Genomic DNA, 18155 nt, shown 5'->3' with positions numbered 1-18155 from the left:
GCCTCCAAAACAGCATATCCGTCAATATAAACCCGAAAAATTACAGCGTGATCGGCGCCGTCGATGGCGACACCGCCACCGGCAAAGCCGTCTCGCCCATCAGGTCCTTGTCCACGGCAGCTGCAGCCGCACGACCCTCGGCAATCGCCCACACAATCAGCGACTGGCCACGGCCGTTATCGCCGGCAACGTAGACCTGTGGCTTGAAGTTTGGCACGAGTGGGCGCACGGTAGCGCGGTACTCGTTGTCGCGGACCATGCGACCGCGGGCGTCGAACTCCATGCCCAACTCATGTGCCAGGCCGCCGCGCTCTGGGCCAGTGAAGCCCAGCGCAACGAGCACAAGGTCAGCCTCGAACTCGAAGTCGGTGTCCTCCATCGGGGTGCGCTTGCCGTCGATGACCTCGACTTCGTTGCCGCGGATCGTCTCCACCTTGCCATCGGAACCGTGGAAGCTGACGGTATTCACAGAGTAGATGCGCTTGCCCAAGGCCTCGCCCGCACCACGGGTCGCCAGGCCAAGTGCTGCGATCTCATCTGCCGACTCATCGCCGGTCACCACGTACTCACCTTCCTCATGCGCGGTAGCCACGCGGTAAGTCAGCGGATACATCGGCCATGGGGTCGAGGCAGCGCGGTTCTGCGGTGCACGCGCACGGATGTCGAACTGGGTCACCTTCGCAGCACCCTGGCGCAGCGCGGTACCGAAGCAGTCGGTACCGGTGTCGCCGCCACCAATGACCACGACTTTCTTACCCTTAGCGTTAATCGCAGACACCGACATGTCGCCTTCGTTGACGCGGTTCTGCGCGGTGAGATACTCCATTGCTGGGTAGATGCCCTCGAGGTCGCGGCCGTCGACAGCAAGTTCGCGGGCCACGGCCGTACCGGTACACAGCACCACGGAATCGAAACCAGCCAGGTCGCGCGCGGTGGGCGAAACACCGGTGCGGAACTCGGTGCCCTCCAGCTCCATCTGGCGGATGCGGCGGTCAATGTAGCGGGCTTCCATCTTGTACTCGGGAACGCCGTAACGCATCAGACCACCAATGCGGTCATCGCGCTCGAACACGGTCACGCGGTGTCCGGCGCGGGTTAGCTGCTGGGCGGCAGCCATACCTGCGGGACCAGAACCAACCACGGCGACAGCCATGCCGGTCTGCATGGTGGGGCGGATCGGTTCGACCCAGCCCTCGTCGAAAGCTCGCTCGACAATGTCCAACTCGACGTTCTTGATGGTCACGGCGTCGTCGTTAATGCCTAACACGCACGCGCCCTCGCACGGCGCCGGGCACAGGCGACCTGTGAAATCCGGGAAGTTGTTGGTCGCATGCAGACGATCGTAGGCTTCCTGCCAGCGCTCTTGGCGCACGAGGTCGTTCCACTCGGGAATGATGTTGCCCAGCGGGCAGCCCTCGTGGCAAAACGCAACGCCGCAGTCCATGCAGCGCGTAGCCTGCTCTTGAATCTGGCCGTCGGGTGCCTTCTCGTACACCTCGCGCCAGTCCATCAACCGCAGTGGAACGGGGCGGTGAGCCGGTTCCTTGCGCTCGTAGTTCATGAATCCATGTGGGTCGGCCATTAGTTCACTGCCTCCATGATTGCTTGTCCAACGTTTTCGCCCCGTGCTTGGGCCTTTGCGGTGATGTTCAAAACCTTGCGGTAGTCGCGCGGCATGACCTTGACCAGCGTGGTCACGTCGATGTCGATTTGCGAGCCGGTCAGCTTCTTGTGTTTCGCCACGATTTCTTCGAGGAACTTAATGTCCTTCGCGTCGAGCTCCTCGAAGTCCACGAGGCCGTGATTGACGCGCGCACCCAAGTTCTCCTGCGGCGCCAGGTACGCCACGCCGCCGGACATGCCGGCCCCGAAGTTCTCGCCGACCGGGCCCAGCACGACCACGCGCCCGCCAGTCATGTACTCGCAACCGTGGTTTCCAATGCCTTCGACAACGGCGGTGGCACCCGAGTTACGCACGCAAAAGCGCTCCCCGACCTCGCCGGCAATGTAGAGATCACCGCTGGTCGCGCCGAAACCGATGACGTTTCCGGCAATAATGTCAGGTTCATCAAAGCCCGCCTGCGTCGGCGCATCCGGGTGCGGACGCACAATAATCCGGCCGCCCGAAAGCCCCTTGCCCACGAAGTCATTCGCGTCACCGACCAGATCCAGCGTCATACCCGCAGGCACGAACGCGCCGAACGAGTTACCCGCCGAGCCGGTGAAGGTCACGGTTACAGAATCCTCAGGCAGCCCGTCGCGACCGGCTGCGCGAGTGAGCTGCGAGCCCGTCATGGTTCCTGCGGTGCGGTCAATGTTGCGGATAGGGTACTTCAAGCGGATCGACGGCGCGTCCGAGGAGCTCATCCACGCAGGGGCGCTTGACGACGACGCTGCCGCCGCCGCATCAATGGTTAGCTGCGCATCCTTGATCATGCGCTGGTCAAGGGTACCTTCCAACCCAGGATCCTGATCACGAGTCTGACGTGGGTTCTGGTTCCGGAAGAACTCGGATTCAGGCTGCTGGAACACTGGCGAAAGATCCAGTAGCTCGGAACGGCCCGGCGAGTTCTCCTTCTGCTTCAGCACGCGTGCCTGTCCCACCGCCTCGTCGATAGAGCGGAAGCCCAGCTCCGCTAGGATCTCGCGTACTTCTTGAGCGATGAAGGTAAAGAAGTTCACCACATGCTCGGCCCGGCCCGTGAACCGCTTGCGCAGGTCAGGGTTCTGGGTAGCGATGCCCACGGGGCACGTATCCAGGTGACACACGCGCATCATGATGCAGCCCTCCACCACCAGCGGTGCGGTGGCAAAGCCGAACTCCTCGGCACCGAGCAGCGCAGCGATGACCACGTCGCGGCCAGTCTTCAGCTGGCCATCAACCTGGACTCGGATCCGGTCGCGCAGGCCGTTGAGCAACAGGGTCTGCTGGGTTTCAGCCAAGCCCAACTCCCACGGTCCACCGGCATGCTTTAGCGAGGTCAGCGGGGAGGCCCCGGTACCGCCGTCATGGCCGGAGACCAACACAACGTCGGCGTGTGCCTTCGACACACCTGCGGCCACGGTGCCCACGCCGGCCTGAGCAACAAGCTTGACGTGAATGCGGGCATCCGGGTTGGCGTTCTTCAGATCGAAGATGAGCTGCTTGAGATCCTCGATGGAGTAAATGTCGTGGTGCGGTGGTGGGGAAATCAGACCCACGCCTGGGGTGGTAATACGTACCTCGGCGATCCAAGGGTAAACCTTGTTCGGAGGCAGCTGGCCACCCTCGCCGGGCTTTGCGCCCTGAGCCATCTTGATCTGGATGTCGGTGCAATTGTTCAGGTAGTGGCTGGTCACACCGAAGCGTCCCGAGGCGACCTGCTTAATGGTGCTGCGGCGCCAATCGCCGTTGGGCTCCATCTCGAAGCGAGCCGGATCCTCGCCGCCTTCGCCAGAGTTACTCATGGCATGCAGTCGGTTCATGGCAATTGCGAGAGTCTCGTGAGCCTCAGCAGAGATCGAACCATAAGACATCGCGCCGGTAGAGAAACGCTTGACAATATCGGCCACTGGCTCGACTTCGTCCACCGAGATGGATGGGCGTGGCGAGTCGAAGTCCATCATGCCGCGCAGGGTGGCCAGTCGCTCGGACTGGTCGTCGACGGCCGTGGTGTACTCCTTGAAAATTGCGTACTGGCCGGTCTTCGTCGCATGCTGCAGCTTCGCAATGGTCTCCGGGTTGAACAGGTGGTACTCGCCTTCGCGACGCCACTTGTATTCACCGCCGAGCTCGAGTTCACGGTGTGCGTTTTCCTCAGGTCGCGGCAAGAATGCTGCGCGGTGGCGCTTTTCCACGTCCTCGGCCACGGCATCCAGATCCATTCCGCCGATCGGTGCAGGCATCCCGCCGAAGTATTCGTCGAGAAGCAACTGCGATAACCCGGTGACGTCCGCAAGCTGCGAACCGCGATAGGACGCGACGGTGGCGATGCCCATCTTGGACATGACCTTGAGTACGCCGGTGGTGGCCGCGTTGACGTAGTTGGTACACGCGTCGTCGAGCTCGAGCTCGCCGAGTTGGCCGAGCATGCGTAGCTCATCGATGGATTCGAAGGCCATGTATGGGTTGATGGCGTCCGCGCCGAAGGCGATGAGCATAGCCAGGTGGTGCACCTCGCGGGAGTCGCCGGACTCGATGACCAGCGAGGCGCGCGTGCGGGTGCGCTCGGACACCATGTGCTGATGCACCGCGGAGGTCAGCAGCAGCGACGGGATCGGGGCGAAGCGCTCGTCGGAATCGCGATCCGATAACACGATGAGGCTGACACCATCGTTGATGGCTTCGGAGACCTCGCGCTTGACACGCTCAATCGCCTCGCGCATGCCCGTTCCATGGTGGGCCACGGAGTACAGGCCCGAGATGATCCGGGATTCGAAGGGCTCGCCTGCCTCCAACAAGGTGACAAACGCGTGGTTGTCAATGATCGGTGAGTCCAGGCGAATGCGACGAGCCGCCTCGGCGGTCGGGTTAAGCACGTCGGATTGCGCGCCCAGCAGGGTGTACATGCTGGTCACGTTCTTTTCTCGGATGGAATCCAGTGGCGGGTTGGTCACCTGGGCGAAGCGCTGCGCGAAGTAGTCGAAGAGCATGCGGGGGCGGTTCGACAACGCGGCGATCGGGGTATCCGAGCCCATCGAACCAATCGCCTCGGCACCAGAGAGCGCCATCGGGCGGATGATCAAATCCACGTCTTCCTCGGTGATCCCGAAGACGCGCTGACGCAGCACCGCGCGGTTGTGCGGCATGTACTCGTAGTAGACCTGATCGAGCTGGCTCAGTGGGGTGAAGTTCTCCTCGATCCACTTGCCGTACGGAGCCTGGGACGACAATTTCTGCTTGATCTCGGCATCGGGAACGATGCGCCCGGCCTTGGTATCGATGAGGAACATGTGTCCGGGGCGCACGCGTGTGCGCTTGACGATCTTTTCTGCAGGAATGTCCAGCACACCGGCCTCGGAGGACATGACGACGAGGCCGTCGTCGGTGATCCAGATGCGCCCTGGTCGCAGGCCGTTGCGGTCGAGAGTGGCTCCGACAAAGGTACCGTCGGTAAATGTGACGGCGGCTGGGCCGTCCCAGGGCTCCATGAGGCAGGAGTGGTACTCGTAGAAGTCCTGCAGCTCCTGGTCCAACTCGGTGGAGTGCTCCCAGGCCTGCGGGATCATCATGCTGACTGCATGAGGCAGGCTGTAGCCACCCAGGTGCAGCAGTTCCAGTGCCTCGTCGAAACGCGCTGTGTCTGAGCCCTCTGGGGTGCAGACCGGCAGGACGCGGTCGAGCGGGCCGAGCGCTTCAGAATTGATCAGCGCTTCGCGGGCACGCATCCAGTTTTCGTTGCCGGTCACCGTGTTGATTTCGCCGTTGTGCGCAACAAAACGGTACGGGTGCGCCAAAGGCCAGGATGGGAACGTGTTCGTGGAGAAACGCGAGTGCACGAGCGCGATGGCCGATTCCATGCGCGGATCGGAAAGATCAGCGTAGAACTCGGAAAGCTGGCTTGTAGTCAGCATGCCCTTGTACACGATGGTGCGAGCAGACAGGGACGGGAAGTACACCGTCTGATCGCCCAGTTCGCGCTCGGCGCGCTTGCGGATAAAGAACATCACTCTGTCGAGCTCGATGCCGGACTTGCCCGGCACGGACAGGAAGGGTTGTGCAAATGTAGGCATGGCTGCAAGCGCCATCTTGCCCAGATCTTCGGGGTTGACCTGCACCTCGCGCCAGCCCAATACCTTGGCGCCTTCTTCACGGGCGATCTCCTCGATTGCACGGCGAGCGTCGAGCTCGGCCATGCGTGTCTGGGGTAGGAAGGCAATGCCCGTGGCATATTCGCCGGCCGCAGGCAGATCGAAGGATGTGACTTCCTGGTAGAACGCATCGGGGATCTGCATGAGGATGCCAGTGCCGTCGCCGGTGTTTTCCTCTGCACCTGCTGCTCCGCGGTGATCAATGTTGTCGAGCACTGTCAGCGCGTTGTCGATGATCTTTCGGCTTGGTCGTCCCTTAATGTCAGCAACAAATCCCACGCCACACGCATCGTGTTCGTAGGCGGGATTGTAGAGCCCTGTTTGACGCATTGTGGTCCACCTTTACTGATTGCCTGTCTATCGCTCTATAGAAAACAATATAAGGCCCCTACCTTGCAAGACATACCATTAACGCGACAGAAAAAGGGCCGGTCACACGTTTTTTATGTGGCGCACATCACTTAATCCTAGGGTGGAATTACCCCCCTGCGGACACCGCTGCCTCAGGTGATTGCGCATCAAGCGCTTCTACCTCCGACACCGAGCGCAACGGCTTGTGCGTGAACACGTAGCTACGATCCGACGTCGCGGCACGCCAGGCCTTCACCCAGACATAAATCCAAACGGCGTACATCACGATGCCCACGATGACGTTCTTCGCCACGAACAGGGTGTAATCATCCAGCGAATAGTTCCATGCAAAGTGGCAGGCGAAGGCATAGAGGAAATAGATCGCCACAACGCGAATCCTCCACCCCAGCGACTTCTCGCCGGTATAGAGGGCAAGCCCGATCGCCCAACCGACCGCGCCCGTCCAGGCGATGTGCAAGAACGGCAGGAAGACCATGCGTATGCCCCACGTCTGCAGCATGCCCAGCATGTCGCTGGAAGGGTGGAACATGCCCAGCATCGAGCCGTACATGGCATTTTCTAAGGTCTCGAAGCCCAGCCCGACGATCATTCCCACGACAAATCCGTGCCAGGGGCGGTTAAACCTTTTGAAGGACAGTAAAACGAATAGCACGCCTAAGGCTTTCGCGGCCTCTTCCGGCCAGGCCCCTCCAAAGGAGGCGATCGCGTCTTCCCAGCGCAGGGCCATCGACATGTCAACAGCCGAGTATCCCACCGCACCTGCCACCGCGTAGCTCACGCCCGCACCCCACAGCAGCGCGGCAAGCACCCACCAGGTTCCGGTGGTGCTCCACTTCGGCCAGAGGGGAGTTCTCCGGAGAATCGCCAGGCAGACCAGGGCGTACAAAGCGCCGATGAGGTAGCTCACCAGGCTCGGAAGCGGCGAGAAGAATCCCTGGAAAATCATGGTCAGGATCATGAAGGGGCCGGTCAATACCAGCAGTACGATCAATGTGTTTCTAAACAGGCGAGACATGATTCTCCTTCACGCTTGCGAATTCCTGCTCCCGTGGCGCGGGTTCCAGCCACGGCTGGAGTCCTGGGAACGGATCTGAGTCTTGGCCCGGGGCTTGTGGAATCTCCGGAGAATCCTGCTCTTGAAACAGCGGATGATCGCTGAAGGATTCCTGCATCGGCGTCCCAGCCAGCCCCTCCCAGAGGTCAGCGCCCACCTGGGTCAGCCCAGCGATGTCCCAGCCATCAGCAATGGCGAACAGCACCTCGTTCTCGTTCCCCCCAGCCTCGCCGCCACCACGGATCGCCATAGCCAGGGTCGGTTTCTCCAAGCTGCCCTCCGGCGGCATGTAGAAATACATCAGGTTGTCCCCCGACTCCATGACTACCCCGCTCGAACCATCAAGCTCCATGGAGTTGGCACGCACCTGCCTGCGCAGCGTCTTTTCTGGGTCATCGGTCCACATCGTCGACGAGCCCTGCACGTAGATGTCTTCACACCACCACGATTGGCCGGCGAGGCCGTACGGGTCCCAGTAACAATCGAGCTCGGGGAACTCGACCGCCCAGTCGCTTTGCTCACTCGAAATGACTACCTTTTCCCGCTCCGCTTCAACCGGTGGCGCAAACCACGACACGATCGAGGGAATGGCAAGAAAAAGGACGGTCGCGAGGACAGACACTGTAAAAAGTCTGCCAGTTTTTCTGGGACCGAACCGATACTGGGACATATGGTCAGCCTAATCGTTAGAGTGGAACCATGAACGACCTGTATCAATTTGTCAATGGCCCATGGCTTGACCACCACATTATCCCCGACGACCGTGGCGTCGACGGTACTTTTCATGCGCTTCGCGACGAGGCCGAGGCCCACGTCCACGAGCTCGTCACCGAAGGTGCTGGTCGTGCCACCGATTTATTCAAATCCTTCATGGACACCGATGCCATCAACGACAGTGGAGTGGCTCCCCTGGAAGAGGACTTCGCGTTACTTTCCGTGGCCAATATCGACGAGTTTGCCACAAACTTAGGCAAGTTGGAGCGCATCGGCATCGGCGCACCGATAACTTATTACATTGAGAAGGACTCTCAGGGCGAAGATTCGGTGCCTTACCTGGTCCAATCGGGCCTTGGTCTGCCCGATGAGGCCTACTACCGCGCCGAGAACCACAAGGAAGTCCTTGCGGCCTACCAGGCGCACATCGCCGAGATGCTCGAATTTATCGACCCGGTTCACCTCTTCGGCCTGCCCACCGAGGCAGCCGCGACCAGGATCGTCAACCTGGAAACAGAGCTGGCAGCAGGGCACTGGGATGTCGTTCGCACTCGTGATGCAGTAGCAACCTATAACCCGGTCGATTTGGGCGATCTCCCTGCCATCATCCAGACCCTGCTGCGTGGGTCTGGTGTGAAGGACGGACGCGTCATCGACATGATGCCAACATTTACCCAGCACTTATCCCGGATGCTGCGTCCCGAGAATCTGGCAGATTGGCAGCTCTGGGCCACCTGGCACATCCTGCGTTCTCGCGCAGGCACCCTCGCTGAGAAGATTGGTGAGAAGAACTTCGAGTTCTACGGCACCCGCCTCTCAGGTGCGACGCAACAGCGCGATCGCTGGAAGCGCGGCGTGGGTCTTGCAGAATCGCTCGTTGGCGAGGACATCGGCCAGGCGTATGTGAAGGAATACTTCTCGGCCGAGGCCAAGGACAACATGCTTGAGCTCGTGGATTACCTCGTGCGGGCCTACCGTGAGCGCATTGGTCAGCTGGAGTGGATGACAAAAGAGACCCGCACCAAGGCCCTAGAAAAGCTCAGCCAGTTCAAGGCCAAGATCGGCTACCCCGATAATTGGCGCGACTTCGAGGGCTTAGAATTCTCTGTTTCGGGCAGTGAGCTCGTCGATAATGTGCGTAAAGGTGCCGCCTTCGAGCACGAGTATCAGCTCAACAAGGTGGGCAAGCCTGCGGATCGCGACGAGTGGGTTACCACCCCGCAGACCGTCAACGCCTTCTACAACCCAGTAGTAAATGACATCACGTTCCCGGCTGCGATCCTGCAGCCACCGTTCTACTCCACCGAGGTGGATGCCGCCGAGAACTTCGGTGCGATCGGCGCCGTGATTGGTCACGAGATCGGGCACGGTTTCGACGATCAGGGCTCGCGCTACGACGGCCAGGGCAACCTGAATTCGTGGTGGACCGACGAAGACCGTGATGCTTTCGACGAGCTCACCTCGAAGCTCGTCGACCAGTTCGACGGCCTGGTCCCGTCCGCATTGAAAGGTAAAGAGGGCATCGACGGTGTCAATGGCGAGTTCACGCTCGGCGAGAATATCGGCGATCTTGGCGGCCTGGGCATTGCCGTGATCGCTTACAAGATGTATCTCGAGGACAAGGGCCTGGAGGATGGTGCCACTCAGAAGTTCGACATCGATGACGCCAGCGAGGAGCTCGCCAGCCAGGAATTTGGGGGCATGCAGCGCCTCTTCTTGTCCTGGGCTCGCGTGTGGCGCACCGCTATCCGCCCAGAGATGGCACAGCAGTACCTAGCCATCGACCCGCACTCGCCTGCCGAGTTTAGGTGCAATGTCATTTCAGCAAATATCTCCGAGTTCTATGACGCTTTCCCAGACGTCGATGAGAACTCGGAGATGTGGATTGCGCCAGAACAGCGCGTCACCATCTGGTAGAGGTATAAGCCCCTACTTCTGGTAGTCACCCCAGGAGAGTTCAGCCAAGATCCGCTGATCTTCTGGGTTGTTTGGGCGCCAGCCGCTCAGGCGCATCCTGGACGTGGTGTGGCCGCGGGCAGTTTCGTGGGGGCGCAGGAGCAGGTTTGGCATGCGTAGGAAAAACGAGCGGGAGCGCCCGTCGACAAGCACTGCACCTGTTGCCCTCTGACGGGTGTACTCGCGGATCTCGATGTCTCCCACCTCGGCCGGCTCGTCGCCTGACCCCCTGACCTCGACCTGGGGGCCGGAGCCGTCGGAGTAGCTTGCACCGTTGTCTCCATTGAGGATGACGCGGATGATTTCCTTGACTGCGGCCGGGCTTGCCGTGGCGACACCCACGTAGCGCTTGCCAAGGATGGAATGCTTCATCGTGGTGATCAGTGCTTCGCCTTCGATCACATCTGAGGTGTAGACCAGCGGAAGCTGCATCCAGCGGCCTTCCATGTCCTTGCCTACGAGGATCTCAATTCCCACGATATCTTCGGGGTCGACGAACCTATAAGAGCCAACCAGGTCGGTGATGGCTCCGTACTTCTCTGCAATCTGGCTTTTGGTTGGGTAAACATCGGCATCGTAGATTTTTGCTGTCCCGCTCATGGCTTCCTCCTCAAGAAGTTCTTTCTTCTTTCAAATCTAGCGCTCATTTCTCGCCTACGCTGTAAGTATGACTCCACCCCCAAAACTGCAGCCCGGCAATCCCGACGACAACTACCCCGTCAACGAGCAAGATTCCGCCGATTTTAATGTCGGAGGAGTCCATCGTACGCTGCCTGAAAAGCAACAACTCGAACAATTAGTCTCGTATATTGATGCCACCTACCCGCTGCCGGATTTCACTCCGCCGTGGAAGGGTGGCGCGGGAGACCCCTTTCCTGCGGACCAATACACCGCGCTTTTGCCCGACCGGATTACGCATGCCGCAATGCTCATGCTCGGCTCGGCCGTCGATCATTCCATGCCAGGAGTCGCCTTTGCAGGCGATGTTCAGGTCCAGGATGTGCTCAGCATCGGCGCTCGCCAGTTTACGCCTTCCGAACCGACCGGCCGCTGGGCGATTTCCCTGCACTCCGGCGGCTGGTGGCGCGGCTCGGGCAATGCGCTCGAGCACTCGTGGCGCCCCGAGGTCGCGGCCGTCGCGGAGTTGTCCGGCACGACGATCCTCGACGTGGATTACCCGCTCGCCCCGAAACACACCGTGAAAGAAATGCGCGACACGGTCGAGCAGGCGATCGGCTACGCCAAGCACCACTCCCCTTCGTCGATTAGCGCGTGGGGGTATAGCTCCGGCGCGGCACTCGCCGCCCTCGTCGCGCCGCTGGTCGACGGTCTGGTGCTCACCTTCCCTGACCTCGAGTCGCTGGGCAATCTGCCTGCCGAAATCCGCGGAGAAGCGCGCATTTCGGAGGCCGCAAGTTGGCCACGCACGCTCGTCCAGATCGCGCTTGACGACGAGATCGCCTCCCGCCCGAAAGTGGATGGTCTCAGCAATGTGGAAGTGAAGGAGTATTACTCGACGCATCGCATTGCCACTCCAGAGGTTAGTCGGCAGAAGATTAAGGACGTGGCCGAGTTCCTGGGGAGCGTGGACCGCTAAGGACTGTTAAGGATCGCTCAGTTCGGCGATCATCACGATCTTTTCGGAAGCTCCGACAGAGCGCAGCCAGCCGTGAGACAGTGGGCCGTTGTCGTACGTCACTGTTGACTGCGGAAACAGCTGATCCACGCTTTCTACGTCGGCGGGTGCCAGCGCCCAACCCTGCGCGGTTAGTTCCAGGTCGTCACTGGAAATTTCGAGCGCCGGAGTGAAGCCTTTGAGCGTGTCCTTGGTGTTCGTTTTTGTATCGCCGAAGGTCATGGAGGCTGCTGCCCAATCTTCCCCGAACGACACGGTGGCAGTAGTCTCGTGGTCGTTGGACCAGCCGAATTTGGTTCCTTCCACGCCCGGCAGCTGCGAGGTGCCATAATCTTGTGAGAATCCGTCATGCGCATAGTTCGCAGCTTCGCTCATCGCTTCAAAAACGGGTTTGGCTCGCGGATCATAAGAGATTGCGGAAATGAATTTCGTTACGTCGACTGCCGACGTTCGAGTCTTGCCCCAATAGCCATTGCGGTAGGTGGATTCAAGCTCAAAGTCGCTCGCAATTTCATCGATAGCTTCGGGGTAGGCGCGGTCCATTTCCGTGGCCATGCCGTCATGGGAGAGCCGCAGCATCTCCTCGACTTGGCTTTTGTGCTTCTTGGACCCGTTGTAAATAACCCAATAGCCGAGATACAACTTGCTCAGTGACAGCGCTGGACGGGGATCTTCGGCGTTTTCGCTGGCATCGATCGTGCCATCGGAATGCACCAGGGCCAGAGCCGTCCGCTCATTGACGTCCTCGGCATCAAGCTGTATTGCGTTGGCCACAGGTGCACCGGACATGGCAAGGAGCAGCGCGAGAAACACGCCCCAAAACTTCTTCATGTACCCAGTCCTTTTACTTTGCTGGTCACGCGACCCTACACCAAGTGTGTATGCTGCGACACCATCACAGTGATCATAAGCAGATCCACCTGTAAATGCACTAATGAAAAATGTCTTAGTGAAACTTCACACGGTTGCCGTCGTGCGCGATACCTTCGGCATCCCACAGTGGAATCTGACGCACGGGGTCATGGCCCGTTCCATCGGCGCGCACCACACGCCACCAATTCGTTGCGGCTCCCCACTTCCGCAACACGGCGCCGACTTGGCGCGGACCGGTGCCAGCTTCAGCGGCGACCTCACCGTAGGTGGCTACCTGACCTGGGCCAAGCTTATCGACGATGGCTAAAACCCGCTCGGCGTAGTCGGGCAGCTCAACCCACGAACCCGGATCCGAACCCACGGGCACTTTCCCTAGAGGTCCAGGATGGAATCAGCTTCGCTGAGATCATCTTCCTCGACTGGCTCTTCAACCTCGCACAGCATCACTGTCGCACCGGTTGAATCTGCAACCAAGAGCAGACGCCCGAAGGCAGAGTCCTGCGGTCCGCGGATGACTTCGCCACCGAACTCGGGAACCCGGCGGGCAGCCTCATCAATATCAACAACCCCAAGGTAGGACTGCCAGAATCCTGGCACTTCCAGCGGGAATTGGCCGGTTGCGTCCCAGATGCCTGCGAAGGCTCCTCCGTCTTCGACTGCGAGTGCGTAACCGTCCTTGGTGACCGTTTCCCAGTTGAAGAGTCCGCGGTAAAAATCGGCGACTTTTTCAAACTCGCGGTTGGCGGTGTATTCGTGCCATACCGGTGTCCCTGGCTCGCCGGCAGCGACAAAGGATTCTTCGCCTGCGGGCTGGATCAAGCCGAAGAGTCCACCTGCAACATCTGTGCACAGGCTCATCACTCCGAGGGAGACCTCCGACGGTTGCGAGAGCACCTGTCCACCGAGTTCTTCAACCTTGGCGGTGTCCCCGTAAATGTCACCGGAGAGGAAATAGGTCACCCAGGTGTCATTCATCGTGGCTTCCTTCGGCTGCTGCACAAAGCCAGCAACGGGAAGTCCCTGGACGCGAGCCATGCTATAGGCGTCCTCGGAGACCTCCCACCCCAAGATCTTGGAATAGAAATAGGTAGATTTCCGCTTGTCCTGGCTGGTCTTTTCTACCCAGTAGGGCATGCCGGTACGGGCTTCAAATGCTGGCATTTGCTAGAGGTTCCTCCACTTTTCAGGATCAAAATCATCGTCGGCGGTGCGCTCGTCGAAAAAGTCCGTGTCCTCGGAGTTCGCAATCACCGTCGCGGTGACGCCGCCGACGCGCACTTCGTCGCCGTCGTGTAAAACAAGTCCGCGCTGCGCTACTTCTTCACCGTTGACAATGACTTGACCGGTAGCAATGAGTTCTTTGGCGTGACCGCCAGTGTCTGCGAGGTTGGCTAGTTTGAGAAACTGGCCCAATTTAATGGAATCTCCGTGGATAGCTACGTCCATAGTGCTTCAGCCTACTTCAGGCCTTCCCTAAGCGAAGAGTCAGACTAAATCCACTGCCCCGAATAGGCCCATTGCGCCTTCGACGACCATCCACACGCCCAGCGCGATGAAGATGATGCCCGCAACAATGTCGACGATAAAGCCGTACTTTTCCAGTGGTTTAGCAATCGCACGGATAAACACGGCAAAAAGGGTGAACCACAGTAGGGCGATCACGATGAGTGTCACCGCGATGATAAACATCCACTGCATTCCCATATCGGGGCGCACGAATTGGGCGAAGACCGCGCCGTAGAACAACACGGCTTTTGGGTTCGCTAAATTTGTGCGCACACCCAGCCAAAATGCCTGCTGACCTGTCATCTCGGGTCCACGCAAAGTTGTAGTTGCTGGTGCTTTTCTCGTCGCTAAGCCACTGCGGACTGCGCCGAATCCCATATATATCAGGTATGAACCACCCACGAGCTGCAGCACCGCTAGGATCTCCGGCACTGCCTGGATAAGAGCCGCCAAGCCTATCAGTGAGGCAACGAGCCAGATAGTGTTGCCGAAGACAATGCCCAGTGCGCACAAGATTCCATTGCGCCTTGATCTGGCCCCGACACGCATGATCTGAAAGACGTCAGGACCGGGGCTCATAATGGCAGCGAGCCACACTCCGATGAGCGCGGCGAAGGAGGCAAGGGTCATGGGCAACGAGAATACTACTCATGCGTAAAGCTGCAGTACTCGGAGAATGTTTGGGCATCGCTTCACGACGAGAATCCGGGTGACTGCAATCTCGCATTGCAGATTGCACTGCCCCACACGAAGGAACATCACTACTGGAGTATCAAAGTGCGCAAGTGAGAATCTGAATCGCTCGGCTGAGCAGAATCAGCCCGTCTAAACCCGACGCCTCGAGGAGTACTCTGGGGCAACAGACCCACCCTGACGTCGTTCCCGGTGTGAAGCAGTCCATCAAGGCCTCTGCGGATACTGGCAAGTCAATTGCTATCAACACATGCAACCTTGAGCAAGCACAGGACTACTTGGATGCTGGAGCAAACTTCGTCCTCGTGGGTGCAGACGTACAGCAGCTCAATTCCGCAGCGCGCGGTCTGGTGGAGAAATTCATCACTCCACTCAAGGAAGGAAAATAGTCATGACCATTAATGTTTCTGAATTACTTGCTAAAGTTCCGACTGGTTTGTTGATTGGTGATTCCTGGCGTGACGCCTCCGACGGCGCCACCTTCGACGTGGAAAACCCCGCTACCGGTGAAACCATCGCCACCCTTGCCTCAGCAACCAGCGAGGATGCTATTGCTGCACTCGATGCTGCCTGCGCCGTCCAACACGACTGGGCCCGCACCCCGGCACGACAACGCGCCGAAATCCTGCGCCGTGGCTTCGAACTCGTCCAGGAACGCGCCGAAGAATTCGCCACCCTCATGACTCTCGAAATGGGCAAACCACTAGCAGAAGCCCGCGGCGAAGTCACCTACGGCAACGAATTTTTACGCTGGTTCTCCGAAGAAGCAGTCCGCCTCTACGGCCGCTACGGTGCCACTCCAGAAGGCAACCTGCGCATGATCACCACACGCAAACCCGTCGGACCATGCCTGCTGATCACCCCGTGGAACTTCCCACTAGCCATGGCCACCCGCAAGGTCGCCCCAGCGATCGCAGCTGGCTGCGTCATGGTACTGAAACCAGCACGCCTGACCCCGTTGACCACCCAGTACTTCGCCCAAACCATGCTTGATGCTGGCCTACCAGCCGGTGTGCTCAACGTTGTCTCCGGTAAGTCCGCCTCTGCGATCTCCAACCCGCTGATGGACGACAATCGCCTGCGCAAGGTCTCCTTTACCGGCTCCACCCCTGTTGGCCAGCAGCTGTTGAAGAAGGCAGCCGATAAGGTGCTACGCACCTCCATGGAACTTGGCGGCAACGCACCGTTTATCGTCTTCGACGACGCTGATCTCGACCTTGCTGTCGAAGGTGCCATGGGTGCGAAAATGCGCAACATCGGTGAGGCCTGCACCGCAGCTAACCGCTTCCTGGTGCATGAATCCGTCGCCGAGGAGTTCAGCCGTCGCTTTGCAGCACGCCTGGAAGAACAAGTCGTGGGCAACGGCATGGACGACGGCGTCACCGTGGGTCCGCTGGTGGAACAAAAAGCCCTCGATTCTGTCTCCGCGTTGGTTGACGGTGCCGTCAGTGATGGTGCTGAGGTCGTCACCGGTGGCGCACGCGGTAGCGGCAACGGTTACTTCTACCTGCCTACGCTGCTCAACAATGTGCCGCGTGATGCGCAGATCCTGAAAGAAGAAATCTTCGGCCCCGTTGCTCCCGTGGTCACGTTTAAGGATGAAGCTGATGCGATCCGCCTGGCGAATAGTTCCGAATACGGCCTAGCATCGTATGTGTTCTCGCAGGACATGTCGCGGATCTTTAGGGTTTCCGACCAACTCGAGTTCGGCCTGCTCGGTGTCAACACGGGTGTGATCTCGAATGCAGCCGCACCGTTTGGTGGTGTCAAGCAGTCAGGCATGGGCCGCGAAGGTGGCCTAGAGGGCATCGAGGAGTACACCTCGGTGCAGTACCTCGGCATCCGCGACCCATACGCCGACCAGTAAAGCACTACAAAAAGAAAATCCCGCTGTCCGATAGCTTCCTAAAGCTTCAGGCAGCGGGATTAATTTTTCATTACACCCGCGCCTGGTCCCGCGGCATGATGTTCATCGTGTCAATATTCATGTGCTTCGGCAGCGAGGAGACCCAGCGCACTGCCTCGGCGATATCTTCCGCAGACAGGTTGAGCTTGTCTGCGTATACCGCGTCCGCCTTTTCCTCGTCGCCCTTGAAGCGGTTCTTGGAGAAGTCGGTTTTAACTCGGCCAGGCGCGATCTCACAGATGCGGATCGGGTTATTCTCCTCCTCCAAACGCATCGCACGGGTCAGCGCGCTCACACCAAACTTCGCGGCGTTATAACCCGAGCCACCGGCGTAGGCACGGAAGCCCGCCACGGAACCGACGTTAATGATCTGGCCCTCGGATTCCAGCAACATTGGGTACAGCGCCTTGGTAATACGGACGAGGCCTAGGACGTTGACCTCGTACATCCAGCGCCAGTCGTCTTCGTTGGCTTCTCGGAGTGGGTCAGTGCCACGTGCGCCGCCAGCATTATTAACCAAAAGGTCCACCCGGTCGAGCTGCGCGACGAGCGCGTCCACGGATTCCTGGCTGGTCACGTCGAGCTCGACGGGAATACCACCGATTTCCTCGGCGATCTTTTCCACGCGATCTTTACGACGAGCTGCGACGTAAACCGTCCACCCGTCGCTGGCGAGTGCGCGCGCCGTCGCCTCGCCGATACCTGCTGAGCCACCTGTTACTACTGCTACTTTGTTTACCATGCAGCCGAGTGTGCCAGATCACCCACATCCCCGCAATGAGTTCTAGACCATTGTTAGGGGGCTCCCTGACGGTTCCCTGGAGTCACGCCTCGTCGTAAAGCGAAAAAGCGCCGACAAGCATAATGCTTATCGACGCACGCTCCCGCACGTGGTTATGGAGCGGTGTAGCCACCATCAACCAGGTGGTAGGAGCCGGTGATGAAGGATGCGTCCTCGCTGAGCAGGAACGCGGTGAGCTTCGCTACCTCTTCTGGCTGGCCGAGGCGGCCGATTGGGTGCTTTGCGACGAGGCCGTCGTAAGCTTCCTTCGACATATTCGCAAGCAGCGGGGTTTCGATATAAGCAGGGCCAACGGCGTTGACGCGAATACCCTGGGCAGCGTACTCCACACCAGCGTTCTTGGTCAGGCCGATCACGCCGTGCTTCGCTGCAGCGTACGCCGAGTTGCCCCAGACCGAGGTCACGCCGTGGATAGACGACATGTTCACGATTGCGGTCTTATCGGTGTTGTCCTGCTTCAGGAACTGGGCGATCTGGTAGTGGCACCCGTACAGCACACCATTGAGGTTGATGCCGATGACCTTGTCCCAGTTCTCCAGATCGATCTCACCGATTGGGGCATTATTGCCGCCGATGCCAGCGTTGTTGACCGCCAGCTCGAGGGAACCGAAAGTCTCCACGGCGAAATCAACCGCTGCCTTGTTGTCTTCCTTGGAGGAAGCATCCATCTGGAATGCGGCAGCCTCGCCGCCGGCCTGCTTAATCTCGTCGACGACGCGCTGTGCACCCTCAAGGTTGAGATCGGCTGCAATAACCTTCGCGCCGCCTTCAGCGAGCTCCTTCGCAATCGCTTCGCCGATACCGGAACCGCCGCCGGTAACAAGTGCTACTTTTCCGTCAAATTTACCCATGT

At 59.4% G+C, this 18155-nt stretch carries 16 protein-coding genes; 4 read left to right on the top strand and 12 right to left on the bottom strand.

Annotated elements, in window-relative coordinates:
* Nucleotides 1–40 precede the first annotated feature (40 nt).
* The 4 genes from A37O_RS0106690 to A37O_RS0106675 all read right to left on the bottom strand — a co-directional run bounded on the left by A37O_RS0106690 (nt 41) and on the right by A37O_RS0106675 (nt 7838).
* Nucleotides 41–1582, bottom strand: coding sequence for a glutamate synthase subunit beta (locus tag A37O_RS0106690; protein ID WP_018296734.1), 1542 nt, complete (start codon nt 1580–1582; stop codon nt 41–43).
* On the bottom strand, nt 1582–6120 hold the full coding sequence (gltB, locus tag A37O_RS0106685; RefSeq protein WP_018296733.1) for a glutamate synthase large subunit: 4539 nt from the start codon (nt 6118–6120) through the stop codon (nt 1582–1584). Before gltB ends, A37O_RS0106690 begins: the two co-directional genes overlap by 1 nt.
* 148 nt (nt 6121–6268) lie before the next feature.
* Complete coding sequence (locus tag A37O_RS0106680; protein WP_245533801.1) at nt 6269–7135, bottom strand: PrsW family glutamic-type intramembrane protease; 867 nt, start codon at nt 7133–7135, stop codon at nt 6269–6271.
* A 25-nt stretch (nt 7136–7160) separates the two neighbouring features.
* Nucleotides 7161–7838, bottom strand: coding sequence for a hypothetical protein (locus A37O_RS0106675; protein ID WP_018296731.1), 678 nt, complete (start codon nt 7836–7838; stop codon nt 7161–7163).
* 77 nt (nt 7839–7915) lie between these two features.
* On the opposite strand from A37O_RS0106675, the gene A37O_RS0106670 reads away from it, so the two are divergent.
* Nucleotides 7916–9847 (top strand): M13 family metallopeptidase, encoded by a 1932-nt coding sequence (locus tag A37O_RS0106670; protein WP_018296730.1) that lies wholly within the window; start codon nt 7916–7918, stop codon nt 9845–9847.
* A 12-nt stretch (nt 9848–9859) separates the two neighbouring features.
* Here the strand turns inward: A37O_RS0106670 and A37O_RS0106665 are convergent, their stop codons facing one another.
* Nucleotides 9860–10486, bottom strand: a complete 627-nt coding sequence (locus A37O_RS0106665) for a CG0192 family protein (RefSeq protein ID WP_018296729.1) — start codon at nt 10484–10486, stop codon at nt 9860–9862.
* 67 nt (nt 10487–10553) lie between these two features.
* Between A37O_RS0106665 and A37O_RS0106660 the strand changes: the two genes are divergently transcribed.
* A complete protein-coding gene (locus A37O_RS0106660) occupies nt 10554–11483 on the top strand; it encodes an alpha/beta hydrolase (protein ID WP_018296728.1) in 930 nt (309 codons plus the stop codon).
* A gap of 6 nt (nt 11484–11489) precedes the next feature.
* On the opposite strand, the gene A37O_RS14865 is transcribed toward A37O_RS0106660, so the two are convergent.
* From A37O_RS14865 to A37O_RS0106635, 5 genes are all read right to left on the bottom strand, one after another.
* Nucleotides 11490–12353: a hypothetical protein gene (locus A37O_RS14865; RefSeq protein WP_018296727.1), complete on the bottom strand. Its 864-nt coding sequence runs from the start codon at nt 12351–12353 to the stop codon at nt 11490–11492.
* Nucleotides 12354–12468: 115 nt separating this feature from the next.
* Nucleotides 12469–12756: an MGMT family protein gene (locus tag A37O_RS0106650; RefSeq protein ID WP_018296726.1), complete on the bottom strand. Its 288-nt coding sequence runs from the start codon at nt 12754–12756 to the stop codon at nt 12469–12471.
* A gap of 11 nt (nt 12757–12767) precedes the next feature.
* Nucleotides 12768–13556: a VOC family protein gene (locus A37O_RS0106645; RefSeq protein WP_018296725.1), complete on the bottom strand. Its 789-nt coding sequence runs from the start codon at nt 13554–13556 to the stop codon at nt 12768–12770.
* Between the two features lie 3 nt (nt 13557–13559).
* Nucleotides 13560–13841: an RNA-binding S4 domain-containing protein gene (locus tag A37O_RS0106640; RefSeq protein ID WP_018296724.1), complete on the bottom strand. Its 282-nt coding sequence runs from the start codon at nt 13839–13841 to the stop codon at nt 13560–13562.
* A 39-nt stretch (nt 13842–13880) separates the two neighbouring features.
* The gene (locus A37O_RS0106635; RefSeq protein WP_018296723.1) at nt 13881–14531 is read right to left on the bottom strand and encodes a LysE family translocator; all 651 of its coding nucleotides are present in this window, start codon (nt 14529–14531) and stop codon (nt 13881–13883) included.
* Nucleotides 14532–14788: 257 nt separating this feature from the next.
* Between A37O_RS0106635 and A37O_RS0106630 the strand changes: the two genes are divergently transcribed.
* Nucleotides 14789–14983 (top strand): hypothetical protein, encoded by a 195-nt coding sequence (locus A37O_RS0106630; RefSeq protein WP_018296722.1) that lies wholly within the window; start codon nt 14789–14791, stop codon nt 14981–14983.
* A gap of 2 nt (nt 14984–14985) precedes the next feature.
* Nucleotides 14986–16461, top strand: coding sequence for an NAD-dependent succinate-semialdehyde dehydrogenase (locus A37O_RS0106625; protein ID WP_018296721.1), 1476 nt, complete (start codon nt 14986–14988; stop codon nt 16459–16461).
* A 70-nt stretch (nt 16462–16531) separates the two neighbouring features.
* Here the strand turns inward: A37O_RS0106625 and A37O_RS0106620 are convergent, their stop codons facing one another.
* Nucleotides 16532–17242, bottom strand: coding sequence for an SDR family oxidoreductase (locus tag A37O_RS0106620; RefSeq protein ID WP_018296720.1), 711 nt, complete (start codon nt 17240–17242; stop codon nt 16532–16534).
* A 152-nt stretch (nt 17243–17394) separates the two neighbouring features.
* Nucleotides 17395–18153 carry an SDR family NAD(P)-dependent oxidoreductase gene (locus tag A37O_RS0106615; protein ID WP_018296719.1) on the bottom strand — a complete coding sequence of 253 codons (759 nt, stop codon included), beginning with the start codon at nt 18151–18153 and terminating at the stop codon, nt 17395–17397.
* Nucleotides 18154–18155: the final 2 nt, after the last annotated feature.

Source organism: Corynebacterium lubricantis DSM 45231, from assembly GCF_000379425.1.
Lineage (GTDB): Bacteria > Actinomycetota > Actinomycetes > Mycobacteriales > Mycobacteriaceae > Corynebacterium > Corynebacterium lubricantis.
Note: the sequence above shows the minus strand (reverse complement) of the source record. Positions and strands in the feature narration are given on the sequence as shown.